General features: G+C 50.9%; 22 protein-coding genes. 14 read left to right on the plus strand and 8 right to left on the minus strand.

What is annotated here, in order from left to right; genetic code table 11:
• Positions 1-3 precede the first annotated feature (3 nt).
• Positions 4-1,272 carry a 4-aminobutyrate--2-oxoglutarate transaminase gene (locus BV494_RS23570; RefSeq protein WP_104925209.1) on the minus strand — a complete coding sequence of 423 codons (1,269 nt, stop codon included), beginning with the start codon at positions 1,270-1,272 and terminating at the stop codon, positions 4-6.
• Positions 1,273-1,417: 145 nt separating this feature from the next.
• On the opposite strand from BV494_RS23570, the gene pdxR reads away from it, so the two are divergent.
• The 10 genes from pdxR to BV494_RS23625 all read left to right on the plus strand — a co-directional run bounded on the left by pdxR (position 1,418) and on the right by BV494_RS23625 (position 14,999).
• Positions 1,418-2,974, plus strand: coding sequence for a MocR-like pyridoxine biosynthesis transcription factor PdxR (gene pdxR / locus BV494_RS23575; protein ID WP_226790111.1), 1,557 nt, complete (start codon positions 1,418-1,420; stop codon positions 2,972-2,974).
• 249 nt (positions 2,975-3,223) lie between these two features.
• Positions 3,224-4,309: an ABC transporter ATP-binding protein gene (locus tag BV494_RS23580; RefSeq protein WP_104925210.1), complete on the plus strand. Its 1,086-nt coding sequence runs from the start codon at positions 3,224-3,226 to the stop codon at positions 4,307-4,309.
• 1,537 nt (positions 4,310-5,846) lie between these two features.
• A complete protein-coding gene (parA, locus tag BV494_RS23585; RefSeq protein ID WP_104925211.1) occupies positions 5,847-6,473 on the plus strand; it encodes a ParA family partition ATPase in 627 nt (208 codons plus the stop codon).
• Positions 6,470-6,679 carry a plasmid partition protein ParG gene (locus BV494_RS23590; RefSeq protein ID WP_104925212.1) on the plus strand — a complete coding sequence of 70 codons (210 nt, stop codon included), beginning with the start codon at positions 6,470-6,472 and terminating at the stop codon, positions 6,677-6,679. Before parA ends, BV494_RS23590 begins: the two co-directional genes overlap by 4 nt.
• 1,368 nt (positions 6,680-8,047) lie before the next feature.
• Entirely contained in the window at positions 8,048-9,034 is a 987-nt protein-coding gene (locus BV494_RS23600) for a replication initiation protein (protein ID WP_104925214.1), read from the plus strand.
• Between the two features lie 406 nt (positions 9,035-9,440).
• The gene (locus BV494_RS23605; protein ID WP_226790139.1) at positions 9,441-11,060 is read left to right on the plus strand and encodes an ABC transporter substrate-binding protein; all 1,620 of its coding nucleotides are present in this window, start codon (positions 9,441-9,443) and stop codon (positions 11,058-11,060) included.
• Between the two features lie 51 nt (positions 11,061-11,111).
• Complete coding sequence (locus BV494_RS23610; RefSeq protein ID WP_104925303.1) at positions 11,112-12,071, plus strand: ABC transporter permease; 960 nt, start codon at positions 11,112-11,114, stop codon at positions 12,069-12,071.
• Entirely contained in the window at positions 12,071-13,018 is a 948-nt protein-coding gene (gene opp4C / locus BV494_RS23615) for an oligopeptide ABC transporter permease (protein WP_192938199.1), read from the plus strand. Before BV494_RS23610 ends, opp4C begins: the two co-directional genes overlap by 1 nt.
• Positions 13,015-14,019 (plus strand): ABC transporter ATP-binding protein, encoded by a 1,005-nt coding sequence (locus BV494_RS23620; protein WP_104925216.1) that lies wholly within the window; start codon positions 13,015-13,017, stop codon positions 14,017-14,019. The genes opp4C and BV494_RS23620 overlap by 4 nt, the downstream gene beginning before the upstream one ends.
• A gap of 14 nt (positions 14,020-14,033) precedes the next feature.
• Entirely contained in the window at positions 14,034-14,999 is a 966-nt protein-coding gene (locus BV494_RS23625) for an ABC transporter ATP-binding protein (RefSeq protein ID WP_104925304.1), read from the plus strand.
• A gap of 29 nt (positions 15,000-15,028) precedes the next feature.
• Here BV494_RS23625 and BV494_RS23630 read toward each other — a convergent pair whose 3' ends face one another.
• Positions 15,029-15,952 (minus strand): LysR family transcriptional regulator, encoded by a 924-nt coding sequence (locus BV494_RS23630; protein WP_104925217.1) that lies wholly within the window; start codon positions 15,950-15,952, stop codon positions 15,029-15,031.
• Positions 15,953-16,110: 158 nt separating this feature from the next.
• Here BV494_RS23630 and BV494_RS23635 point away from each other — a divergent pair, with 158 nt between their 5' ends.
• On the plus strand, positions 16,111-16,983 hold the full coding sequence (locus BV494_RS23635; protein ID WP_104925218.1) for a fumarylacetoacetate hydrolase family protein: 873 nt from the start codon (positions 16,111-16,113) through the stop codon (positions 16,981-16,983).
• A gap of 5 nt (positions 16,984-16,988) precedes the next feature.
• Here BV494_RS23635 and BV494_RS23640 read toward each other — a convergent pair whose 3' ends face one another.
• Positions 16,989-18,377 carry a PTS transporter subunit EIIC gene (locus tag BV494_RS23640; protein WP_104925219.1) on the minus strand — a complete coding sequence of 463 codons (1,389 nt, stop codon included), beginning with the start codon at positions 18,375-18,377 and terminating at the stop codon, positions 16,989-16,991.
• 321 nt (positions 18,378-18,698) lie between these two features.
• On the opposite strand from BV494_RS23640, the gene BV494_RS23645 reads away from it, so the two are divergent.
• The gene (locus tag BV494_RS23645; protein ID WP_104925220.1) at positions 18,699-19,898 is read left to right on the plus strand and encodes an enolase C-terminal domain-like protein; all 1,200 of its coding nucleotides are present in this window, start codon (positions 18,699-18,701) and stop codon (positions 19,896-19,898) included.
• Here the strand turns inward: BV494_RS23645 and BV494_RS23650 are convergent.
• Entirely contained in the window at positions 19,895-20,605 is a 711-nt protein-coding gene (locus BV494_RS23650) for a GntR family transcriptional regulator (protein ID WP_104925221.1), read from the minus strand. The two genes, BV494_RS23645 and BV494_RS23650, sit on opposite strands and share 4 nt — an antisense overlap.
• A 207-nt stretch (positions 20,606-20,812) precedes the next feature.
• Here BV494_RS23650 and BV494_RS23655 point away from each other — a divergent pair, with 207 nt between their 5' ends.
• Together BV494_RS23655 and BV494_RS26295 are read left to right on the plus strand one after the other, a co-directional pair.
• Positions 20,813-21,064 (plus strand): helix-turn-helix domain-containing protein, encoded by a 252-nt coding sequence (locus BV494_RS23655; protein WP_104925222.1) that lies wholly within the window; start codon positions 20,813-20,815, stop codon positions 21,062-21,064.
• 3 nt (positions 21,065-21,067) lie between these two features.
• The gene (locus BV494_RS26295) at positions 21,068-21,196 is read left to right on the plus strand and encodes a hypothetical protein (protein ID WP_255414966.1); all 129 of its coding nucleotides are present in this window, start codon (positions 21,068-21,070) and stop codon (positions 21,194-21,196) included.
• A gap of 351 nt (positions 21,197-21,547) precedes the next feature.
• On the opposite strand, the gene BV494_RS23660 is transcribed toward BV494_RS26295, so the two are convergent.
• Genes BV494_RS23660 through BV494_RS23675 form a run of 4 tightly spaced genes read right to left on the minus strand, consistent with a single transcriptional unit; the run spans position 21,548 to position 26,008 of the window.
• Positions 21,548-22,312 (minus strand): hypothetical protein, encoded by a 765-nt coding sequence (locus BV494_RS23660; protein WP_104925223.1) that lies wholly within the window; start codon positions 22,310-22,312, stop codon positions 21,548-21,550.
• A gap of 37 nt (positions 22,313-22,349) precedes the next feature.
• Positions 22,350-23,117 carry a hypothetical protein gene (locus BV494_RS23665; RefSeq protein ID WP_104925224.1) on the minus strand — a complete coding sequence of 256 codons (768 nt, stop codon included), beginning with the start codon at positions 23,115-23,117 and terminating at the stop codon, positions 22,350-22,352.
• Between the two features lie 37 nt (positions 23,118-23,154).
• Positions 23,155-23,925, minus strand: coding sequence for a hypothetical protein (locus tag BV494_RS25965; RefSeq protein WP_226790112.1), 771 nt, complete (start codon positions 23,923-23,925; stop codon positions 23,155-23,157).
• Positions 23,909-26,008 (minus strand): lipase family protein, encoded by a 2,100-nt coding sequence (locus BV494_RS23675; RefSeq protein ID WP_104925225.1) that lies wholly within the window; start codon positions 26,006-26,008, stop codon positions 23,909-23,911. The genes BV494_RS25965 and BV494_RS23675 overlap by 17 nt, the downstream gene beginning before the upstream one ends.
• Positions 26,009-26,108: the final 100 nt, after the last annotated feature.

Genomic DNA, 26,108 nt, shown 5'->3' on the forward strand with positions numbered 1-26,108 from the left:
TCCTCAGTCAGCCAGCACGCGGGATAAAATGGCCAGCGCGTCTTTGAACTGCGCATCCGGAATGGTCAGCGGATACAGGAAGCGGATCACGTTGCCGTGGACGCCGCAGCTCAGCATCAGTAATCCGGCATCCAGCGCTTTACGCAGATACTGTTTGGTTAGTTCAGCGGAAGGTTTTCCTGTCGCCGGGTCGTTGAATTCTGCCGCGACCATGGAACCGCGCGCACGCACATCGACCAGCGCCGGACATGTCGCTTTGGCTTTTTCCAGCGTTTCAACCAGTTCTGCCCCCAGACGGTTGGCACGCTCGCACAGTTTTTCTTCTTTGATAATGTCCAGAACGGCCAGCGCCGATGCGACAGCCAGCGGATTACCGGCATATGTCCCGCCCAGACCGCCCGGTTCCGGCGCGTCCATCAGTTCAGCGCGGCCGGTCACGCCGGAAATCGGGATCCCGCCGCCCAGACTTTTCGCCATGGTGACTAAATCCGGTCGGGCATTCGGGTAGTAATCAGACGCGAACATTTTACCGGTACGTGCAAAACCGCTCTGCACTTCATCCGCAATCAGCACGATGCCGTGGCGGTCACAGAGGTCGCGCAGACCTTTCACAAAATCTTCCGGCGCAATGTTAAAACCACCCTCGCCCTGGATCGGTTCGTAAAGAATGGCGGCAACCTGCTGCGGGCTGATATCACTGCGGAATATACGTTCGAGGCTCTCCAGCGCCATTTCGGTGCTGACGCCGTGTTGCGTATTCGGATACTGGCCGTGGAATACCGACGCAGGGAAAGGCCCGAAGCCCACTTTGTACGGCACGACTTTGCCGGTCAGTGCCATGGTCAGTAAGGTGCGGCCGTGGAATGCGCCGGAGAACGTGATAATGCCGGGACGACCGGTGGCAGCGCGGGCAATTTTCACCGCGTTTTCTACCGCTTCGGCACCGGTACTGAAGAAGGTGGTTTTGGCTTTTCCTGATACCGGCGCGATTTCGTTGATGCGTTCGGCCAGCGTAACAAAGCTTGCATAAGGCACAATCTGGTAGGCGGTGTGCGTGAACAGGTCGAGCTGTTTGCGGATTGCTTCGACAATTTTCGGATGGCGGTGGCCGGTATTGAGCACGGCAATCCCGGCGGTGAAATCGATATATTCACGGCCCTGCTCATCCCACAACGTTGCGTTTTCCGCCTTCGCTGCATAGAAATCACACATGACGCCGACACCACGCGGTGTCGCTTCTTTACGGCGTTTTTCCAGTTCGCTGTGACTCATCTTTTGCTCCTGCCTGAAGGTTATGTTTTGGAGATTGCCGGTTGCAAGGTGAACAATTTGTCGAAATAGCAATCCGTTCTTGTTTTTTATCCTGTCAGCGGTTCTATAATCCAGAACCAGTTCTAATTATTTTGAGGATCCACTTTTGCGCTCATTGCTTTCTGACCTCATTTTTCAGCGTCTCACCGGGCTTTCTGAATCTTCAGCGGGCACGCTCAATAAGCGCGTTTATCAGGCATTACAACAGGCTATCTTTGACGGCAGCATCAGCCCCGGCAGCCGTTTGCCCGCGTCCCGCGATCTCGCCAAAGAACTGGCTATTTCACGTAATACGGTGCTGGCGGCCTACGAACAATTGCAGGCCGAGGGCTACATTCAGACACGTACCGGAAGTGGAACCTTCGTCACATCCGATTTACCGGAGGACGGCGTGATTGCGGACAAAACCACCACGCGCTGTGCCCCGCTCCGCAGCCACGTTTCACTTTCCAAACGCGGTTCGAATTTGCTGACGCGCACCGGCGTGGCGTCGCACCAGTGGGGCGCGTTCATGCCGGGCGTGCCGGATGTGACAAAGTTCCCGCATGACATCTGGCGCAAGCTGCAAAACCGCCTGAGCCGCCGCCTGCATCCGGAATATCTCACCTATTCGCGCCACGGCGGTTGCCCTGAACTTCAGCACGCGCTGGCCGATTATCTGCGGATTGCGCGCTCGGTAGACTGCACCGCCGACCAGATCCTCATCACCGCCGGTACGCATCAGGCGCTGGATTTACTGGCGAAAATGCTCTGCGATCCGGGCGATGTCGCGTGGATTGAAGAACCCAGCTACTGGGGCATTCGCAATGTGTTGTCCATCAACGGTGTGGATATTCAGCCCATACCGGTGGATGAAAACGGTATGGATCCACCTGAAAATCCGCCTGAAAGTCGTGCGCCCAAACTGATATGCGTGACACCGTCACATCACTATCCGCTGGGTGCGGTGATGAGTCTGGCGCGCAGACAGAAAATTCTCGCGATGGCCAGCCAGCAAGGCAGTTGGGTGGTGGAAGATGATTACGACAGCGAATTCCGCTATTCCGGCAGCCCGATCCCTGCGTTGCAGGGCCTGAGCAGCGATGCGCCGGTGATTTACATCGGGACGTTCAGCAAAACGCTGTACCCGGCGATGCGCATCAGTTACGTCGTTTTACCGCGGCCTCTCGCTTCGCGCCTCAAGATTGCGCACTCCGAGTTGTACCGGGCGGGTAACGGATTAACGCAACTTACGCTGGCTGAATTTATCCGAGAAGGCCATTACGCGGCCCATATCCGCCGGATGCGGCTGATTTATGGCAAGCGGCGTAACGCCCTGACGCGGTTGATTGAGCAGGAACTCGGGCCGGAGTTTTTAATTGAAAACAGCAATGCCGGGCTGCATCTGATTTTGTCGCTACCGGATTCGATTGATGACGTGGCTCTCAGCGCAGAGCTGGAACAAAAGCACGTTCTGACCCGTCCACTTTCCGCGTATTACCTGCGTCCTGCTCCGCGGCGCGGGCTTTTGCTCGGCTATGGCGGCGTTTCTGAGGAAGAAATTGTGCCTGCGTTCGGGCATATCGTGGATTGTCTGCGGCGCAGGCTGCAATCTTGTAGTGCAACGGATGAACTGGCGAAGTTTACCGCATCGGAAACAAGCGACTTGCCTGATCCTGCGTAATTCCTTTTTTGCATTGCTAGCAATAACTCGGTTTAATTAAAAAATAGCAATAAAATTCATAAGCCTGCGAGAATTCTCTCAGGCTCATTTTTTGTGGTTTTTTGCTGAAAAATGCTTGTTACCGTTTCGGGCGGGTGGTAAAGATTTTAATAACGCCACACAAACAGTCCTTCTGAGGATGTTTTATGCATGATTTGTGCCGGGTTGCGTCATCCACTTTTCAGTATTTTTCTTCGCGGAGTGCCTGTTATGAGAACGTATGTCAGCTTCAAAAATATCAAGAAGAGCTATGACGGCGATAAACTGGTCGTTAAAAACCTCAATCTTGATGTCCATGAGGGTGAGTTTTTAACGCTGCTTGGCCCGTCAGGTTCCGGCAAGACAACCAGCCTGATGATGCTTGCAGGGTTTGAAACACCGACTCAGGGCGAAATTCTGCTGCGCGATAAACCTTTGCATAATTTGCCTCCGCATCAGCGTGATATCGGGATGGTTTTCCAGAATTACGCCTTATTCCCGCACATGACGGTGGCTGAAAATCTGGCGTTTCCGCTGACAATCCGCCGTCTGAACAAGACAGACATCAAGGAGAAAGTTGATCGCATTCTGGACATGGTCAAACTGAAACCACTGGCAGATCGCTATCCGGCACAAATGTCCGGCGGCCAACAGCAACGTGTCGCCCTCGCCCGTGCGCTGGTATTCGAACCGAAACTGGTACTGATGGATGAACCACTTGGTGCGCTGGACAAACAGTTGCGCGAACATATGCAAATGGAAATTAAGCAATTGCACCAGATGCTGGATCTGACCATTGTGTACGTGACACACGATCAGAGCGAAGCGATGACCATGTCTGACCGCGTGGCGGTGTTTAACGATGGCGTAATCCAGCAGATGGACAGCCCGAGTGTGATTTACGAAAAACCGGATAATGCGTTTGTCGCGCAGTTCATCGGAGAAAATAACAGCCTGCTGGCCACCAACATGGCGGCCGAAGGTGATTTTTATCGTGCGTCGCTGGATGATGGCACTATCCTGCGTGCGGTAAAAATTCGTCCGAGTTCACCCGGTAAGAAAATTTTGCTCTCAATCCGCCCTGAACGGATCAGTATCAACAATCCTCAGCCGGGGATGGAACAGGTCAAAGCGCGGATTAAACAATTCATCTATTTGGGCGACCATGTCCGTATGATGACTGAAGTTGCCGGTCAGGATAATTTTATGGTTAAGCTTTCAGCCGCGCACTTGAATCCGGAATGGAAAGCCGGATCAGAAGTTCTGCTTTCCTGGCTGCCGGAACATCTGCGCGCCCTCGATGTTGTGACTCATTAATTCTGGCCCTTCAAATCCCTGAATCTTTCAATCCCAAAATCCCGAGATTTTATAATCTTGGGATTTGGCTATCTCTACATCATAAAATCTTGTCATCTTGTCATCTTGTCATCTTGTCATCTTGTCATCATAAGATAAATCCCAGAATCCTCGCATCTCAACATCCTGAAACACATCATCTTGCATGATTCTGAAATCTCAGAATTCCGTTACTATTCGTATCATTAACCTTCGTAAAACGCTGACTGAATCCCGTGATTTTATGATTTCATAATCCTGAGATGAAGATTCTGTAATCTTAGAATATTGTACACTCCATCCAAAAGATTTTAGAATCCCCGAATCCCAACACGCCTTATAAAATCCTAACATCCTGAGATTTCGCTTCATAATCATGTAATCTCAGAATCCTTTACAGTGATTCAGGAATCCTGAAATCATTATGTACCGGCTCAAATTGTTAACATAAGCTATTGATTTATATTATATGATTACATAATCTCGTAATCTCATCGGAGAATCTTATAATCCTGATATCTCATAAAAAATCCTGGAATCACGAGATAATGATACTACTCGGCTTTGCTATTCTGCGTTGACTATAGAATCCTGGAATCCCAGCAAGGATTACAAGAGCATGTAATCCTGATATTCTGCCTTCCGGTAACATCAGCCAGTTAACCAGTGAAATGCACAGCAGCCCAGGATTCTAAAATCCTGCAATCATAATATCCCCGGCTGCTTATTGCAGGATTCCATCATCTCAGGAATATCCGAATCATATAATCCTGTAACCAGTGGGATTCAGTAATATCCTGTGATTTTATAATCCCGAAATCTTAAGATTCAAGAATACTCAAATCCCTGCAATACCTATCCTGGAATATTAGAATCGCGAGATGGTGAGATGGTGAGATGGTGAGATGGTGAGATGGTGAGATGGTGAGATGGTGAGATGGTGAGATGGTGAGATGGTGAGATGGTGAGATGGTGAGATGGTGAGATGGTGAGATGGTGAGATGGTGAGATGGTGAGATGGTGAGATGGTGAGATTTTCCTGGCTACTGTTTCGGACGTCAACACCAGCCGAAACTTTTTTGGCAAAATCTTTTGCAGGGTTCATGCGCTTGCCAATCTCAAGATCTCAGAATCCTGAAATCACAAGATAGCGAAATTCTGATGGCTTCATGTTCATACCATTGCTCTCTGTGAGACAGACTCCATCCCAAGCCAGTAGTAATCCTGACATCCCAAAACCCTAGGATGATGAGATTCTGAAATCACAACATCCTGAACATAGTATCGTCCTTGTATTCTGTGAAATGGTAATCATGTAATCCTGAAATCACAGGATTTTATAATTCGGTAATCCTAAAATATTGAAATCATCGGATGTAAACCTTATAGTAGTGCTTCAATCCTGTGATTCATGGATTTTTAAATCCCAGAATCCTATGATTACACAAATATTGAATCCCGAAATCACCTAAGTCTGGGATTCATTTGTCTTCATTTAGCGCTTCATCAAGAGGTTGTTATGGCAGCGAAAATTATTTCTTTCCTGAACGGGAAGGGCGGGGTAGGGAAAACCACGACGTCGATTAACATCGCAACCTGTCTTGCCCGGCAAGGGCATAAAGTTGTGATGGTCGATACCGATCCACAGGGAAGCATCAGCAACTGGTACGACGAAACAAAATGCAAGTTTGACCTGGCTGAAGCCGCATCTGAAAAAGAAGTCTATACCGTACGCAAACAGCTGAAAGAATATGATTACGTCGTCATCGACGGAGCTGCAGCAATCTCTGCAATTTCATCCGCAGCCGTCATGGTCAGTGATTTAGTGCTGATCCCCGTGACACCGTCACCTTTAGATTTCGCAGCCTGCGGCGCAATACTTGCCGTTGTCGAGGCACGTGAAAATTTACAGCCTGTCATCGCGCGTTTTCTTATCACCAAGAAAGTCGCATCCGCTAAGATGCTGGAAGTCCTGAAGGAATCCATTGCTGATACAGGCGTTCCGGCACTGCGCACAGGCACCACGCAGCGCCAGGTTTACATCCGTACCATGATGGATGGCGGAACAGTCTTCGATACAACGGACGGTAATGCGAAAGGCGAGATTGAAATTATGACCAAAGAAATTACGGAGTTGTTGAAATGAAAATGAAACTTGGCCAGCACAGACAACTGACTACAGCACTGGACGCTGTCGCAAAGCCGCCTGCTTCCGTGAAGAAGTTGCAGACTAACATCGATGAAGAACTGCATCGCCGGTTCAAAACCAGCTGCTTCCTGCAGGATCGCGAGATGAAAGACGTTCTGACAGAGCTGATCCAAGCCTGGTTGGTCACTAACGAACGTTCCTGATCGTTTGTACTGTCTGGATCGGGCCTTCTGAGGCCCGTTTCTGTGGTTAAAGTCCGCCAGCCCTCACTCTGCCTGTTGTTATCACTTCCCTGTCTCTTCCTCAAAAGCGTCGCCTGTATCTATCAGGATCCCAAGATCAAATAGTGTTTTGTTTATTTTATAAGTTTAGATCTTTCTCTTTAAGGGTGGTTTTTTCTTATATTTATCAGTGCAGTATAAGCTGTCTTGTGGATGAATTTCCTGTCCCAAGTGGAGATCCTTCCTGCTGGATGTGGATCCTTTTCATGATCAATGTAGAGCTTTTTCCTGTGGATAATTTCCTTACAGATCAGTCCAGTAAATACGTGGAGTGTTTTTCTGTGGATAGCTTCCTTCACCATCATAATGAACCCACAACAGCTTAGATTTAACGCTAACGTATTGCCAGTCATCATTTTTCTGATACGTGGAGTAATTTCCTGATCACCACAAGATCGCTAATGTGGAGATATTTCCTGTGACAGCGTCACGTTGTGTCACGTAACAGGGAGAGGATCATCCTGGCCAGGCATAATCAGCTTCAGAAATCGGTATCCGGGCAGCAGAGCAGGGCATATGTGGAAGCTTTTCCTGATCCAGTTTATCTATATGTGGAGACATTATCTGATCTGATGGACGTTACGCATAAGATTACTGAAAAAATAGTACTTTAAAAACAGTGAATTAGAATAATGGTGACGTTGTCACGCACGTATATGTGGAAGAATTATCTGATCAAACGTCGGTGAGTTGGCGCTAACTGTCCTATCAGAGAACGCCTCCGGTGAGATACGTGGAAGATTTTCCTGATCCGTTGATTTGCTATACGTGGAAAGATTTCCTGAGATCGTAACACCTCCTTTATGTGGAGTAATTTCCTGATTACCGATCGCGTATTCCCAAATGTGGAGACATTTTCTGATCCCAGGACGAGCTTACGTGGAAAGTTTTCCTGTAGATCCTGTTTCAGACAGGGAAAGGACCGGGTTGATGAAATGAGAAGGGGATCACAAAGCCGGTTCCGGTCAGTTAACGTGCTATTCAGGCTTACATGTGGAAGAATTTTCTGTTCGACAGGGGAGGTTAGCGCGTATTGCGGATATTCATGGCTGGAGATCTTCAGTGCTATAAGTGGAGTAATTTCCTGTAAAAAGCGAGCCGATCCAGCATGTTAAAAAAAGGATCCCAAATGGCGTGGAAAATCATATGTGGAAGTTTTTCCTGATCGATGTTTTCGGATCCTTTGCTAATCATATGAAATTAAAGAAATAAATAACGCTTGTTTTTACTTTACGGCAGTATTTTTTATGTGGAATAATTTACCCACTTTCCACTTATGGATCCTGCTACATGGAACTGAATAAACTCACCGTAGTTCAGGGGAACGATCTTCTTGAAGGCGCCTACAGCGTTACTCTGGATGAAATGCGCTTGCTTAACCTGGCGCTGGCACAAATTGATAGCAGGAAACCTCAGCCGGACACGTTATATCGACTTTTCCCTCAGGATTACCAGCGGATCTACGGGGTAAACCCGACCAGCAGCCATCGCCAGTTGCGTGAAGCTGCAGAAAGCCTGATGAAAAAGCCGGTCACCATCTACAAACCGGATACGAAAACCGGAAAGGTCCGTACCGTTCAGCTTTCGTGGTTCTCGCGGCTGGAATACGTCAGCAGCGATGATCACAGCGCCGTTGTACTGAGATTCGGTCAGGACGTCGCACCGTATCTGTATGAATTAAAAGAGTCTTTTACCAAACTCAATTTTGCTAATATCGCAAAACTGGATACGCCGTTCTCCGTGCGCCTGTATGGCTGGTTAATCAAAGCCAAAAACCTCTACGGGCGACGCAGCGGCAAAGCCATAGAAGTGACGCTGGATCTCAACTGGATGCGTGAGAAGGCCGGTCTGGCGGGTAAATACGAGGACTATCGTGACTTCCGCCAGAAGCTGCTTGAACCGACGATCAACCGGATCAACGCCAATACCGATATTTCTGTGGTCTGGGAGCCAGTGAAGCAGGGCAGAACCGTGGTGTCGATCAAGTTCGCCTATGTCGATGAGTCCGCGCCAGAAGCCAGCAAACCGCTGCGCCCGCGCTTACCACGCCGTCCGCGCGCGGTGGCAGGCTCTGCGCTGGAAGGCGAGTGGGCACGCCGTTGTATCACCATCTTCGAAGAATATCGTGAGAAATTAAGTGCTTACGACGTAGAAGAAAAGGCGACGTTACCGGATCTGCGCAAGCTTTCAGGCTGGTACAAGCTGATTGGCGAGAAGAGCAAACAAAAAGAGATCCTCTCCGAAGTCAGTTCCCGCAGTAAGAAAACCGCCGCCTGACAGTCTGGCCGGAAAGCATTCGGAAATGAACGGCGTATCTTCGATGAGATACGCCGTTTTTCTTTGTATGGATCCGAAGTGTTAAGACGTCCTTCACAGTTAACTCACTGATTATCATGATCTATATAGTTAGTGAGTACTTACTGGGTGTGGGCAGGAAATCCTTCCACATTAGCCGTTTTGGCGGCTTTTTCAGCGTACTGCTCAAAAGCTATAAGCCATATTTTTTCGTTGTTAGACAAGGACAAACCCCAACCTTACTCTTCGTCATGTTTTGTAAACCTATTGCACACTTATTGATGAGGGATGTCACTTGGCTACGTTACTCACTTCTGCCCCCGCGCAATCAGTCTCCCGCGCGCGCCGCAACGCTTCTTTTAAAATCGCATTGCTGGCCAGCGCCGTAATGTTTTCTTCTTTATCCTTTGCGGACGATGTTCTCAAAGAAGGCATCACGCCGGCCACAGACGCCAGCCAGGTTCCTGCCGCCGCAAAACTGCGTACAGACACCGTGATCGCCGGGATCTCCGAACCGCAGGGGATTTTTAACCCTTACTTCTTCGTGAATGGCTGGGATGAAAACGTCACCAACGTGATTTTCGCCCGCCTGATTGACTGGGACAGTCAGGGCAAACTGGTTCCGGGTCTGGCAGAAAGCTGGACGGTCAGCCCGGACGGCAAAACCTACACCATCAAACTGCGGCCGAACCTCAAGTACAGCGATGGTTCTGCGCTGACGGCGGAAGATGTCGCGTTCACACTGACCGTGTTGTATGACCCGAAATATGATGGCGATACCGATATCACGCTGGCGCATATTGCCGGTGGCGATGACTATAAACAGGGCAAAGCGGACAGCGTCAGCGGCCTGAAAGTCATCGACCCGCTGACCTTACAGGTGACGACCACCCAACCGGGCGCGACCACGCTGCAAAAAATCGGCGGGCCGGTGCTGTCAAAAGCTTACTACGGGAAAGATTATCAGCGCGGAAATCTCGACACCCTGCGCACGCTGCACGGCAAACCACTGGGTAACGGCCCATACGTTTACGACAAATACATTCCGGGGCAGGAGATCCGTTTCCATGCCAACAAAAACTATTATCGCGGCACGCCTCCGACGCCACGTTTCATTTATCGCGTCACCAATCCGTCGACCAACTTCCAGCTGTTCCAGACCGGTGATACTGATTACGACGCCTTTACGTCACGCCCGGATGATATCGAACAGCTGAAACTCCTCGGTTTTGCGAACATCAACCTGTACGGATCCAGCGATTACAGCAAGATTGAGTTCAACCTGCATCGCCCTATATTGCAGGATGTGAAAGTTCGCCAGGCGCTGATCTACGGTCTGGATCGCCAGAAACTGATCGACGTGGTGTATCAGGGCTACGGCACCGTGGCTATCGAGCCGATCGCACCAATCTCCTGGGCGTATAACACCGACGGCGTGAATCCGTACAAATTCGATCCGGCGCAGGCCAACAAATTATTGGATGAAGCGGGCTGGAAAACCGGCACGGACGGGATCCGTGTGAAAGACGGCAAGCGTCTGGAACTGACGCTGCTGGTCAGCAAAAAAGTGCTGAACGACGCGCTGATCCCGATTGCCAAAGAGGATTACCAGAAAATCGGTGTGCTGCTGAAACCGCAGGTCGTGGATTTCAACGCGCTGATGTCACAGCGTAAAGCGGGGAATTACGATCTGGCGTCATTCAGCACCAGTACGCTCAACGATCCGCACGACGGCGTCTGGGATTACTACAGCACCGAGGCGAAAGAGCAGGGCTATAACAATCCTGAAGTGGATAAGCTGATCAACGAAGGCAATGCGACGCTCGATATCGAAAAACGTAAGCCGGTTTACCACGAACTGTACAAAGTTCTGGCGAACGATCCGCCGGTGATCCTGCTCGGCAACCGTAAAATTCTGTCGGCCAGCAGCGCCCGCGTGACCGGTTTCAAACCGGATATTTACAACGGCCTGACCGGCAGTCTGCCGGATGTCAAAATCGTTAAATAATCAGAAATCACGTTGCTGCCGGTCTTTACCGGCAGCTTCAATGAGAAAGTCATGAGAAATTTCATTCTGCGTCGTTTGCTTCAAACCATTCCGATGTTGTTCCTCGCTTCACTGCTGATCTTCATGCTGTTCGCCAAAACGCCGGGCGATTTTATCGACGGCAATATCACCCTGACCGCACAGCGTGCAGCCGAACTCAAAGCGTTATACGGCCTCGATCAGCCGCTGCTTAGCCGCTATCTGCACTGGCTGGGAAACCTGCTTCAGGGCGATCTGGGCTTCTCGCTGCAATACCAGATCCCGGTGAGTCAGTTGCTGAATCAGTACATCTGGAACTCCTTCCTGCTGGCGACGATCGCGATGGTGCTGTACTGGGGGATCGCGCTGGCGGTGGGCATTGTTTCTGCTATGAAACCGTATTCGCTGTTTGATCACGTCGTCAGCGTGGTGATATTCGCGGCGATGTCATTCCCGACGTTTTTCCTTTGCCTGCTGTTGATCAAATGGTTTGCGGTTGATCTCCACTGGTTGCCGGTCGGCGGCATGACCAATACCGGCAGCGATGCCACCGGCTGGGCCTGGGTGATGCAGGTCGCGGCACATCTGGTGTTACCGGTGATTGCGCTGGTGATGCTTCAGGCGGGCAGCCTGACGCGCTATTTCCGCGCCAGCATGCTGGACGTTGTGCGCATGGATTTCATCCGCACCGCGCGCGCCAAAGGGCTGCGTGAACGCACGGTCATTTTTAAACACGCACTGCGGAACGCACTGTTACCGATTATCACGCTGTTAGGATTCGAACTGCCGGGGCTGTTTTCCGGGGCGCTGATCACCGAAAAAGTCTTTAACTGGCCGGGCGTGGGGCACATTCATATTGATTCGCTGGCAGCGCGCGACTATCCGGTGCTGATGGGATTTACGCTGTTTCTGGCGGTGCTGACCATTCTGGGCAACCTGATTGCCGATGTGCTTTATGCGTGGGCTGACCCGCGTATTCGTGTGAGGTCGTGATGTTTGGATCATTATTTTCCACTAACCGCCGGCTTCGTGAAGCGGAAATTCCGGCGATGGCGCAGGTGACACCGTCACCGTGGCAGCAGGCCTGGAAATCATTGCGCCAGAACCGGCTGGCGATGTTTTGCCTCATCCTTCTGCTGGTCATGGCGGTCTGGTGCATAGTGGGCCCTTACTATTCGCCATGGCGCGATGACGCCACCGATGCGCTGATGATTAATAAAGCGCCAAATGCCGATCACTGGCTGGGCACCGATTTTCTGGGACGCGACGTCTACACGCGGCTGCTGCTGGCCGGACGCATTTCGCTGATCATCGGCCTGCTCACTATGTTGCTCTCCGTGACGCTCGGGTATCTGATGGGCGCGGTTTCGGGGTATCTGGGCGGGGTCGCCGACAAAATCATCATGCGTTTTGCCGATCTGGTGATGACCATTCCGAGCCTGCCGCTGCTGATTGTGATGGGCGCGATGCTTTCGGAACTCGATTTCTCGCCGGATTCCCGCGTCTACATGGTGATCGTGATGCTTAGCTTGCTGGAATGGCCGAAACTGGCGCGTCTGGTGCGCGGGCAAATCCTGTCCCTGCGCGAGCGTGATTTCATGCTGGCGACGCAGGTGCTCGGGCTGTCCGCGCGCCGTCGTCTGTTCGGCCATCTGTTGCCCAATACCGTGCCCATTCTGGTGGTAATGGCGACGATGGCGGTGGCAAACGCCATTCTCAGTGAATCGGCGCTCAGCTATCTCGGGCTGGGCGTGGTGCCGCCGACGCCTTCATGGGGAAACATGATGGACGCGGCCAACAGCCTGATCGACTTCCAGCGCCGTCCGTGGCTGTGGATGCCGCCGGGTGTGGCGATTTTTATCACCGTTATTGCGATTAACGTGCTGGGCGATGGCCTGCGTGATGCACTTGATCCTAAGATGAAACGGAGCCAAAAATGACTGAACCGTTGATCCGTTTTAATCAGCTTTCGCTGTCATTTTCCAGCGATCAGGGGCGCGTGCGTGCGGTGCAGGATGTCACGTTTGACGTTCAGGCCGGGCAAACTGTCGGCATTGTGGGTGAATCCGGTTGCGGGAAAAGCGTCACGGCGATGTCGCTGATGGGATTATTACCGCCGCAGGCCGCGCGCATTGATGGTGGCGAAATCCTGTTTCAGGGGCGTGATTTGCTGAAACTGCGCCCGTCGCAGATGGCGGATTTACGCGGCAACCAGCTGGCGATGATTTTTCAGGAACCGATGACCGCGCTGAATCCGGTGCTGACCATTGGTGAACAGCTGGTCGAGCCGCTGATCCGCCATCTCGGGGAATCGCCAAAATCGGCCTGGGAAAAGGCAACGAAGATGATCACTGAGGTCGGGCTTGCGCGTGCAGAAAGCCTGATGACCAGCTATCCGCACCAGCTTTCGGGCGGCATGTTACAGCGCATCATGATCGCGATGGCGCTGAGCTGTAAGCCGCAGTTACTGATCGCCGATGAGCCCACGACGGCGCTGGACGTTACCGTGCAGGCGCAGATCTTAGGGCTGTTACGCGATCAGGCGCGGCAAAATCGTATGGCGCTGATGCTGATTACGCATGATCTGGGCGTGATTGCGCAGATGGCCGATTACGTTGTAGTGATGTACGCCGGGAAAATTGTTGAGCAGGGCGCAACGGCGGAGGTGCTGCGCAATCCGCTGCATCCGTACACGCAGGGTCTGATCGCGTCGCGGCCCACGCCGGGCGAGCGCCGTCGGCGTTTGTATTCCATTCCCGGTCAGGTGCCGGATCTGGCGGCGCTCCCGCCGTACTGTGCGTTTACCGATCGTTGCGAACGCGCCACCGACCGCTGTCGTCAGGGGATCCCGCTGCTGGAAGGGCGGTCGCGGCAGGCGGCCTGTTTTTACAGCGGGCTGAGTCCGGCGAATGAAACGACGCAGAAGGAGTTGCAGGCATGAGTACCGACAATCTGATGAGTTCCGACTACCTGATAGAAGTGGACGGCCTGAAGAAACACTTCCCGATCCGTGACGGCGTTTTCGGGCAGGAAACCGGGCAACTGCGTGCGGTGGATGGCGTCAGTTTTAACATCCGCAAAGGCACGATTTTCGGGCTGGTGGGCGAATCCGGCAGCGGCAAAACCACCGTCGGCAGAACGCTGCTCGGGCTGTACGACAAAACGGCAGGCAGCGTGAAGTTTCGCGGTGAGGATTTGCACCGGCTCAAACCGAAACAGCTGAAAGCCCTGCGACCGAAAATTCAGCTGGTGTTTCAGGATCCCTACAGTTCGCTGAATCCGCGTATTCGTATTGGTGACGCGATCGGCGAAGCGATGCTGGAACATAAACTCTGCTCACGCGCTGAACTGCACGGCAAAGTGCTGGACGTGATGAAAATCTGCGGGCTGTCGCCGCTGCATTACAACCGGTTTCCGCATGAGTTTTCCGGCGGACAACGCCAGCGTATTGGCATTGCGCGGGCGCTGATCCTGCAACCGGAATTCATTATTGCCGACGAGCCGATTTCCGCGCTCGACGTCTCGATTCAGGCGCAGATCATCAACTTGTTCTCAGATTTACGCGACGATCACGGCGTGACATTTTTGTTTATCTCGCACGATCTGGGCGTGGTGGAACATCTGTGTGACGACGTGGCGGTAATGTATCTGGGGCAACTGGTGGAAACCGCGAGCCGCGATGCTTTATTCCGCCAGCCTTTGCATCCGTATACGCAGGCGTTACTGGCCGCCGTGCCGACGCTTGATCCTGACAGCGAGCCGGTGGCAATGGTCAGCGGTGAAATTCCGGATCCGTCAAAACCGCCGTCCGGCTGTCGTTTCCATACCCGCTGCCCGCGAGCGACCGAACGTTGCCGCGCTGAAATTCCGTTACTGCGTGAAGTGGAAAGCGGTCACCGCGTCGCCTGCCATCTTGTGTGATTTCCGGTTCTTTCCCGCCGCGGCTGGCGTCACTCTTCCAGTATGCGGCGGGCTTCACTCTGCATTTTCTGCCCGACGTTTTGCGTCACCTCAATCACCTTTTGCGTCGCAGGCGAAAGAAACGCGCCTTCCCGCCAGGTAATTCCCACGCGGCGCGGCATCATCAGCTGATCGTTATCAATGCGTATCAGCCGGGAAATAAACTCTTCCTCGACCAGAATGTTTTCAGAAAGAAAACTGAGCAGGCCACTTTTGGCGATCAAACCGGGCACTGACGCCAGCGAGCTGATTTCCACTTTAACGTCCGGCAGCGGGCAATGATTTTCATAGAACATCTTGTCCAGCCACTGGCGCATCGACACGGTTTTGGCCGGTAAAATCCAGCCGTAACGGCTCATGTCACGCAGCGAAACCGGCCTGCCCGCCAGCGGGTGGTCGCGTGACGCCGCCACGACCACGCGATCGGCGGTGACCGGCACCTGAACCACCGGGCTTTCATAGTTGACCAGCGGCCCGATAATAATGTCGATGACGTGGCGCTCCATCAGCGTAAACAACACGTCATTCATGCCGATCTGGATTTCAAGTTTGACGTTGGGAACCTGTAACTGAAGCGTTTTGCAGATTTCCGGCAGCAAAAATTGCGTCGCGGAACCCGACACGCCGACACGCACAATCCCGCCTGCGCCGCTGCTCAGTTCCGTCATGACTTCGGCCATTTCAAGGTAGGAATTTTGCAGCGCCAGACCCCGCTGATAAAGAATGCGACCCGCCTCGGTCAGTTCCAGACCCCGGCCGGCTCTTTTAAACAATTTAATGCCGAGTTCTTTCTCCAAACGGGTGATAGATTTCGACAGCGCGGGCTGAGTAATATTTAAATTTTGTGACGCAAGTCTCAAATTCATCATCTCCGCAGCGGTGACAAAATAATCTAAGTCCCTGTTATTAATCATACATTCCTGAAATTCATCGGTTTGGTAAAAAAATATAGTAGAAGGCATGAGAGACGCGGTCAATAATCTCGCGATCTTTGCAGGGGCGTGAGCGTCTCCGCAATCCGAACGCCAGTGAATTCACCTGTTTTATGTAAAATAAGAAACTAAGCGCATCTATGAAAATTGTTAATTTCATTATCAGTAAAGAACACACCAAAAGCTTCGGCATCTTCCGGACAGACGGCATTATCGATGTCGGCCGTCACTCGGGTTGCCGGGATATTAACGAATTCATGGCGCATCATCAGCTTGACGAATTACAGCGCTATGCGCAGCTTCCGGCCGATCTCCAGCCCGACGACATCAGCTTTCTGCCGGTGATTGATCGTCCGGGCAAAATCTTCGGCGTGGGCATGAACTACGCCGAAAAGCGCAAAGAGTTTAACGAAACCAGCGATGCGCCGACGTTGTTTGTCCGCTTCGCGGATTCACAGGTCGGGCATAACGGCACCGTCATCAAACCGTCGTCGACGAATGAATTCGATTACGAAGGTGAACTGGCGATTGTGATCGGGCGTACCGGACGCAATATTTCCGCAGAGGATGCACTGAGTCATATCGCCGGTTACAGCTGTTATATGGATGGTTCGGTGCGCGACTGGCAGCATAAATGGTATACCGCCGGAAAAAACTGGCCGTCGACAGGGGCGTTTGGCCCGTGGATGGTGACGCCGGATGAAGTGGGTGATCCGCAAAATCTGAGCATTAAAACCTGGCTCAACAACCGGCTGGTGCAGGACGACACAACCGCCAATATGGTTCACACCATTCCGCAAATCATCGCCTATATCAGTACGTTTACGCAGCTTTCGCCGGGCGATGTGATCATGACCGGTTCACCGGGCGGTGTCGGTAAAACCCGCGTCCCGCCGCTGTTCCTCCATGAAGATGACATCATTGAAGTGGAAATTGAGAACATTGGCCGTCTGACCAACCGGATCGAAAATTCGCCGCTGTCTGAAGTCGTACGTTCAAAAACAGCGGCCTGATGACATCAGCGGGTTTGGTTCACCAGAGGCACCGATTTTTCGGTGCCTTTTCCTTTTACGACCATCAGATACGTCAGTGTAAATGACAGCCCCAGCGACAGCACCACGCCCATCACGATGTAGATGAAATAAGGACCGATGTAGGCAGGCAGGCTGAAAATGCTCGACAGAATATAGCCGTACAACCGCACCCCGAAGAACGCGATAAATGCTGACGCCACTGAACTGCTGATGGTGGTGGCGATAAACGCCTTTTTGTAGCGTGTCAGCACGCCAAACAGCGCCGGTTCAGTAATCCCCAGCAGCCCGGAAATCGCCGCCGACAGCACCACAGATTTTTGCTCGCGGGTTTTCACGTGGAAATAAATCGCGAAAGTCGAACCGGCAATCGCCATGTTGGCCATAAACATCATCGGCATCAGCATGTCCCAGCCCTGATCGGTGAAGTTCTGCAAGGCAATTGGCGTCATGGCGTGATGCATTCCGGTGAGGATCGCCACCGGGCGGATCGCGCCGACAATAAAACCGGCAAACACCGATGACACTTCAAACAGCCCCTGAATGCCCAGCGCCAGCAGTTTACCGAGATAAATTCCGGCCGGGCCAATCACCGTCAGCGAAACCAGCGCCGCAATAAATAACGTCAGCGTTGGCGTGAAGACCGTTTTCAGCACGTCCGGCATAATTTTGTCCACCCAGCGGTGGATGTAGCTCAGCGCCAGCACCGAGAAAATCACCGGGATCACGCTGGCCGAATAGTTAAAGACCGAAACCGGCAATATATCCATAAAATACAACGCAGTCGGCGCGCCTGCAGTATGGCTGGCGAGCGCTTTTGCGGCGTCGATCAGCGTCGGATACATCAGGCAGGCGGCGACTGCGGCGGCCAGATATTCATTGGTTTTGAAAATTCTCGCGGCGGAGACCGCCAGAAAGAATGGCAGAAAATAGAAAACGCCGCTGGCAATCAGATCGATGATCATCACGGTTTCGCTTTTCGCCGAAATCACCTTGAGGGCGATTAAACCGGCCAGCAAACCTTTGATCATCCCCGCGCCTGCGATGGCCGGAACGATCGGGCCAAACACGCCGGACACCGTGTCCATGAACATCGAGATCAGGCTTTTACGCGCATTTGTGGAAACATTTCCTGTTGGCTTTGACGCCGGATCCAGCTGCGAAACTATCGCTTCGTACCAGGTATTCACTTTCGTGCCGACAATAATCTGCACCTGACCGCTCTGACTTTGCGCGCCCAAAACGCCGGGCAGATTTTTAATCTCATCCCACGCCACTTTATTTTCGTCAGCTAAATCAAAACGCAGACGGGTCATGCAATGCCAGACTTTATTAATATTTTCTGCACCGCCGACACCTTTAATAACGGACTGCATTATTTCTGTATTCACCCTGAACCCCGCGACGGAAATTGTATTTTAATTCTCAGATGGGAAGGGAGTGTAATGAGCGTGGTTTTTAAAAACAAACCAATAAAACAGGATCTCTGTCACACAATCCTATCTTATAGCCTGATTGAGCAGGGTTTGTTGATAATTGGTCTGGTTTTTAGCGGTAATTAGCCGGTCTTTCAAACCAAAATAAAAGTCTGAAATTAAGGTTTACAGCCGGGCGTAAAATACGGTGAAATAACCGCAATACGAATATTCCCGCGCTCTTTCCTTAAAGGAGTTGAGGGCCATTATTAAGGATTTTCCATGAAGCCTGTGCTGATTACGCATATTGAATGCCAGATAACGCGCCCCGATCGCCATAATTTAGTGGTCGTCAGAATTGAAACGGACGGCGGTGTTTTCGGGCTGGGCTGCGCCACATTCCAGCAGCGTCCGCTGGCGGTGAAACTGATGGTCGATGAATACCTCAAACCGCTGCTGATGGGCCGCGATGCAAATCACATCGAAGATTTATGGCAGATGATGATGGTGAACGCGTACTGGCGTAACGGGCCGGTGATCAACAACGCCATCGCGGGCATTGATATGGCGCTGTGGGACATCAAAGGCAAGCTGGCGAATATGCCGCTGTATCATTTATTCGGCGGTAAATCGAAAGATGCGGTGACCGCGTACAGCCACGCGGCGGGCGAAACGCTGGAAGATCTTTACGGCGAAGTGGATCGTCTTCTGGGAGAAGGTTACCGTCACATCCGTTGTCAGCTGGGCTTTTACGGCGGCAATGCGCGCGATTTCCACACCACGCGCGAACCGGCGGCGGGCGCATATTACGATCAGGATCAGTACATGGATAACACGCTCGCCATGTTTAAAGCGCTGCGTGAAAAATACGGCAATCAGTTCCACATTCTGCATGACGTTCACGAGCGTCTGTTCCCGCAACAGGCGGTGCAGTTTGCTAAAGGGGTGGAACAATATCGGCCGTATTTTATTGAAGATATCTTGCCGCCGGATCAAAACGAATGGCTGGCGCAGATCCGCAGCCAGACCGCTGTGCCGCTGGCCACCGGCGAACTTTTTAATAATCCTGCGGAATGGAAGGATCTGATCATCAACCGCAGGATCGACTTTATCCGCTGTCACGTTTCGCAAATCGGCGGCATCACGCCCGCACTGAAACTGGCGCATTTCTGCCAGAGCTTTGGCGTGCGTCTGGCCTGGCATTGCCCGCCGGACATGACGCCGATCGGCGCTGCGGTGAATACGCACCTGAATATTCATCTGCATAATTCTGCGATCCAGGAATTCGTTGCTTATCCGCCCAATACGCAGCAGGTTTTCCCCGGCGCACAGGCACCGGTAAACGGGTATTTTTATCCGTGTGAAGAAGCCGGGATCGGCGTGGATTTCAACAGCGAGGCGGCGAATGAATTTCCGGTGGTGTATCGCCCGCATGAATGGACGCAAAGCCGCCTGCCCGACGGCGTGATCCACACGCCTTAAGTCTGGCGAAACGCCAGATTATCCTGATTAAACGGGATGACGTAAGTGCATGAATAATCGATATCGAGGATATCGCTGAACGCGTAAACGCGGCCGCCCTGCAAAATCCCTCTGTTGGTGATCTGCATGGCGGCGATGCCTTTCTTGCAGCCCAGCAACTGCGCCTGCTCTTTGCTGACGGTGACCGCCTGATAACGGGTGAGGGAATGCGAAATCGCGAAGCCTTTATTCAGAACGTATTGCTGAATGGAATGCTCGATCGTTTTCTGATTCAGATCTGCAAAACCTTCGGCGGGCATCCGCGAATACTCAATTTGTACGTTGCGCTGGCTGATGCGCCGCAGACGGGTAAACGCCCAGATAAAATCATCCGCGGTTAAATCGAAAACCTGCTGTTCTTCCCGATCCGGCCGCCGCTTGTGCAATTCCAGCATTTTGAAACTGATGTCGGTGAATTTCTTCTCCGTAATCGAGTTGTACACCAGCGGATTGCTGCTGACGCCCGCATTGATATAAATCCCCGAGCCTTGCACGATCCGCACCGCGCCGATACTCACCAGTTTTTCCAGCGCCTTGCGTACGGTAAACCGCGACACGCCATATTCTTCCGCCAGCTGGCGCTCCGGCGGCAACTTTTCCGGCAGAGATCCGCTGTGCTGATAAATCTTGCTCAGCAAATCCTGAGCGATAAATTCACTTTTTTTCATCGGCGCCTGGCTTATTTGAGACCGGAAGATCGGGAACGCATTGAAACATGCGACAGGCAGAAAGGGCAAATTACGGCCTGAAGGCTGTATTGGGTTTTTACAGCTTATAGGGTGTAGAGGATATTTTAATATTATCCGCTTTAGAGGATAGAAATTGATTTATCCCTTGCAGGGGATATACTGAAAATATCCGCCAGGGAGGATAATATGAATATAACTTCAACAAAAATGTTGGCCAATGCACTGCGGAATGAGCGTAAAAAGCGCAAACTGAGCCAGAGTAAAACCGCTGAGACCATGGGCCTGAAACAGTCCACGGTTTCTGAATTTGAAAATTACCCGGATGGAACCCGGTTGGAAACACTGTTTAAACTGCTCGCTGCGCTGGATTTAGAGCTGCAGATAGCGCCAAGAAACAGTGATACACAGGACAAAACGTCGTGGGATCAGGAGTGGTAATACATGGATAAGTTAACGCTCGCGTTAAATGGTATTACGGTGGGGACGTTAGAGAAAGCCAGTGGCGGTGAAATGTCATTTGTGTATCACGAAAGCTGGCTGAACCGGGCGGGAGCAGCAGGTTTTACGTGATCGGGAACTGTTTTTAAGACTCAGATTCTGTTCTGGATGCTCGCTGCCATTGACGGTCATGCGAAGAGCTTTAGCGTGTATATATTGCCCGCTGGTTTTCCTGTAAAAATCAGCGAAGCAATATTCGCAGGATTAAAGAGTCAGGCATCAAGGCTTCCCTGAACACCCCATAAACATCCCCAAACAAAAAATCCCGCCAGTTCACACCGGCGGGATTTTTTGTCAGACTTAAACGACTTCTATATGAGGAGGTTATTGTGCTTAGCAAGATATTAAGCTGAAAGCAGAAACATTATTTTATTTTGAAAATTCAATTACTTCCTCCGTGAAGTTAGCACTGTGATTACAACGTCATTTCATCGACAATAATTTTTCATAATCCGGAGAGATGCGTGGAATTTCTTCACGACTGCCATCCGGATACGTTGCTGTAAAATTGCCTGTTTTCTTCGGTGGTGTGAGTGTCACAACTTTACTGAGATGTGCAAGAGGTGCGATAAATATGTTTTGTGTGCTATGCAAACGGAACCGCCTGCGCCACTTTTCATATTCGGTCTCTCCTCCGAAAAGTTCGAGGCTTATATCATTGTCTGAAAGCTGAGTAACTACCGGAAAAAACTCAGCTCTCAAGTAGATATTACCGTTGAACTCCTTCGCCCTTCCTGTGCCATAGCCGTCACTAAGTCCATAATCATCAAAATCAAAGATATAATTTGTAGCGAAAACCTCCTTTCCCTTCACGAGAGGATTGTCGTCAGCGATCTTAAAACTGACTTTAATGGAATTCAGCTGCCACTGGCAGGGACCGCCGCCGTCGATGGCGATACGTTGTTGTCGGATACCATTACTTCCCTGCGTGCTGAAAGTTTGTTTGAAACCGTTGTATCCCCGGATTTCATAAGCTTCATTGCTTGAGTTATAACTCTTGGTTTTGCACCGCTCTGAGCGATAAAGCATTTGCATCGGCAGCAGCGTGATACCGTCAGGAACCTTTACAGAAACCGTCACGCGCCGGGCATTTTCCGGTGGCGACAGCGTTTGGTCTGTACGTTCATAACATCCAGAAAGCACCACGAGCACTGGCAGCAAAATCGTAATTTTATTTAGAAAATTCAATTTCTTCCTCCGTGAAGTTAGCACTGTGATTACAACGTCATTTCATCGACAATAATTTTTCATAATCCGGAGAGATGCGTGGAATTTCTTCACGACTGCCATCCGGATACGTTGCTGTTAAATTGCCAGGACGTATTTCAGGAGGATTTAACACAACTACTTTATTGAAATGAACTACAGGTTCTATATAAATATTTTGGGTATTTTTAAGTCTAAATCTCCTTCTCCACTGTTCATATTCTGTATCTCCACCAAAAAGAGCCAAATCAACATCATTATCTAAATGATTAATTAACATAGGGAAAAATATAGTATTTAAATTTATGTTTCCGTTTATTTCTTTCGCCCTTCCAGTGCCGTAGCCATCACTGAGCCCGTAGTCATCAAAATCAAAGATGTAATTAGTTTCGATAACATTTTTTCCCTTCACTAGTAGGCTGGACGGGGGCAATGTAAAGCTCACCCTGAGAGAATTAAGCTGCCACTGGCAGGGGCCGCCGCCGTCGATGGCGATACGTTGTTGTCGGATACCATTACTTCCCTCCGAGCTGAAAGCTTGTTTGAAACCGTTGTATCCCCGTATTTCATAAGCTTCATTGCTTGAGTTATAACTCTTGGTTTTGCACCGCTCTGAGCGATAAAGCATTTGCATCGGCAGCAGCGTGATACCGTCAGGAACCTTGACAGCGACCGTCACGCGCCGGGCATTTTCCGGTGGCGACAGCGTTTGGTCTGTACGGTCATAGCATCCAGAAAGCAGCACGAGCACTGGCAGCAAAATCGTAATTTTATTTAGAAAATTCAATTTCTTCCTCCGTGAAGTTAGCACTGTGATTACAACGTCATTTCATCGACAATAATTTTTCATAATCTGGTTTAACCTTACGGATATGTTCAATGCTTCCATCTGGATAACTGATCACCATACCGACCCCACGCTCCTCATCACCCTTAAGTAAGACATCTTTTTGAAGGTGGAATATCGGCTCAATGGTTATCTTTTTAGTATCTTGAAGAATGTAACGTCTGCTCCATGCTTCATAATCCGTATCGCCTCCAAACATCTCTAAAGATGTCTGATTAAACATCTGATTTATAATAACCATTGGGAAAAATTCAGTTTTTAAATCCAAATCACCGCCGACCTTTTTAGCCCTGCCTGTTCCATAACCGTCGCTGAGTCCATAATCTCCAAAATCAAATATATAGCTCGTTTCAATGACCTCCTTTCCCTTCACGAGAGGATTGACGTCGGCGATCCTGAAGCTAACCTTAATGGAATTCAGCTGCCACTGGCAGGGACCGCCGCCGTCGATGGCGATACGTTGTTGTCGGATACCATTACTTCCCTGCGTGCTGAATGCTTGTTTGAAACCGTTGTATCCCCGGATTTCATAAGCTTCATTGCTTGAGTTATAACTCTTGGTTTTGCACCGCTCTGAGCGATAAAGCATTTGCATCGGCAGCAGCGTGATACCGTCAGGAACCTTGACAGCGACCGTCACGCGCCGGGCATTTTCCGGTGGCGACAGCGTTTGGTCTGTACGGTCATAGCATCCAGAAAGCAGCACGAGCACTGGCAGCAAAATCGTAATTTTATTTTGAAAATTCAATTTCTTCCTCCGTGACAGCAGCAAAACGGATCAAGGCGTTCTTGCCTGTTTCCTCTGATCGGGTACGGTTTAGTGTCACCGGCAGCATATCCTGGAGTGCAATAAATTCCCGGTTTCGCTGGATTTCATCCTGATTACCCTGCGCTGAAGCGCCTTTTTCAATTTCCTGACTGAACTCTGCCCGCTTCTCCTTTCTGCTCATGGGAAGGTCCGGGTTTGCCAGTTCAAGCACCTGATTATGGATATAGGGCAGGTAACGATGTGCCATCGAATGACTGAGGGGATTGCTTAAAAGTCCGTCCAGTGAGGGATTAGTATTACGGGGAAAAGTATTTCGCAGGCTGGCAACATCCAGGCACCCGATAAACTTCGCCTGGTGCTCGCCGGTTGCATTCAGGCATTCATCATTGAGTGACGGAACCAGAAAGAGTTTCACTGACTCCTCGTTGCAATAATACACCACGCCGGGTGCCGGATTATCGCTACCGCCTCCGCCTATCCACGGCACATTCTGATGACGGGATTTCATCACACACTGCTGAGCCTGGAAAAATATCACTGTTTTACCGTGGTGCCAGTAGGGATCTTTCTTCCCGGCAACGCCTGCTGACTGAAAAGCGAGATCCCGCACAGCGACCCCGAGGCCTGCTGCCGTTGTCAGTGACCAGTCAAACCCCAGCTTGTCGCCTAACGGTCCCCATTTTTCATAGAATCTATTATCGAGATCGGCATCCGGGGGTATTTGCGTGACCGTGTCATTGTCGTTGACGTGCCGGTAGTGCGTCACGGTATCCAGAGCCTGAACTGCCGTACGGGTGAACGTTCGCGGCATCCCGTAGGTATATAGTACCGGATGGCTGTTTTTCATTTCTGCTGCATAGGTAAGCGCTAAAGCACCGCCTAGGCTGTGTCCACAGATATAGAGCTTTTTAATACCTTTCCCTTCATTTAGGGATGTTTTTACTCTCTGAAATATGGGATCAAATATTTGCTGCGCCAGCTTATAGGCTTCCAAAAAACCGCCGTGAATATTACCCACACCACCAAGTTCTGACAGACATTTTTTAGGCGCAAAAGAGAGGTCTGTAAGCCCGTTAAGTAAACTGTCCGTACCGCACCACGCCACGATAATGTGAGCGCCGCACTCAACTATGAACAGCCGGGTATCGCCTTCAGGCTGTTCACTTTCAGTGGTACTCAGATAGACAGGCGCAAGGTAGCGTTCCCGAAAGGGTACATCCACTGCCAGTGTATGAAAGAAAGAGGGGAACTCCGCAAAATGGGGGATTACAGAGAGATCCTGACATTTATTTCGGAAGAAATAATCTATGGCACTGTTCTTTGCTTCAGCCGAGTAGGCGAGGTCAGCCATAATGCCGAGGTTGAGCCCGTTAGCAAGATCGTAATCCGTGGTGTCATGCAGCGCCAGCACCCAGGCACGGAACGGGCAGATTTCAATGACGTGCCGCTTATTGAGAAACTCGTGGCTAATCTCCGTTCCTTTCAGCGCACGCCCCGCAGGAAAATGAAACTCCGGAGGCTGCGGATCCGTCCAGCCTTCCATGTGTGGCAACCGGTCGCAGAGTTCACCAATGGTCACGTAGCGATGTTTGTATCCGGCCGGTTCGGCAATCTCCTGTACGTCAGAACGCCAATTCTTATCCCGCGTTTCCGGGCGAAAGGCGTTTTTGCTTACCGGCTGGCTGTTAGGGTTGCGCCGGAGCCCCAGAGGACGCTGTTCCATTTCATCGGCTAACTGCTGAGCGTCTGCTTTTACATCGACCGTGATCCAGTACAAGTCGTCAAACCGGACTAAACCCTGACTGTCGGTAATACCAGCAGGAGGATTCGGCGGCGGTGTGGGATTAAACGGGTTATAGCCAAATTTGCCCCAATGAGCCACCTCCTCTGATGTGGCCAGTGGATGGTATTCCAGAGTTACCTTTAACCCGGTGACGTGTTTATTTTTCTCATCAACAAACTGGAGTTCCAGCCAGTATTTTCGGGGCTCACCGCGGCAATAAACGACTTTGCCTTTGGGCATAATACTGGTCATACAGGTGTTGTCACCAACGATTTCCATATCAATTCCTTGTGAAGGGTAAGGTAATCGCCACATCATAGTCGCCATTTTACTTAACCAAAATTTTTTTATTTGAAATGGTTTTAAATTGCGACCTCAT

The sequence above is a fragment of the Rahnella sikkimica genome (assembly GCF_002951615.1).
GTDB classification, from domain to species: Bacteria; Pseudomonadota; Gammaproteobacteria; order Enterobacterales; family Enterobacteriaceae; genus Rahnella; species Rahnella sikkimica.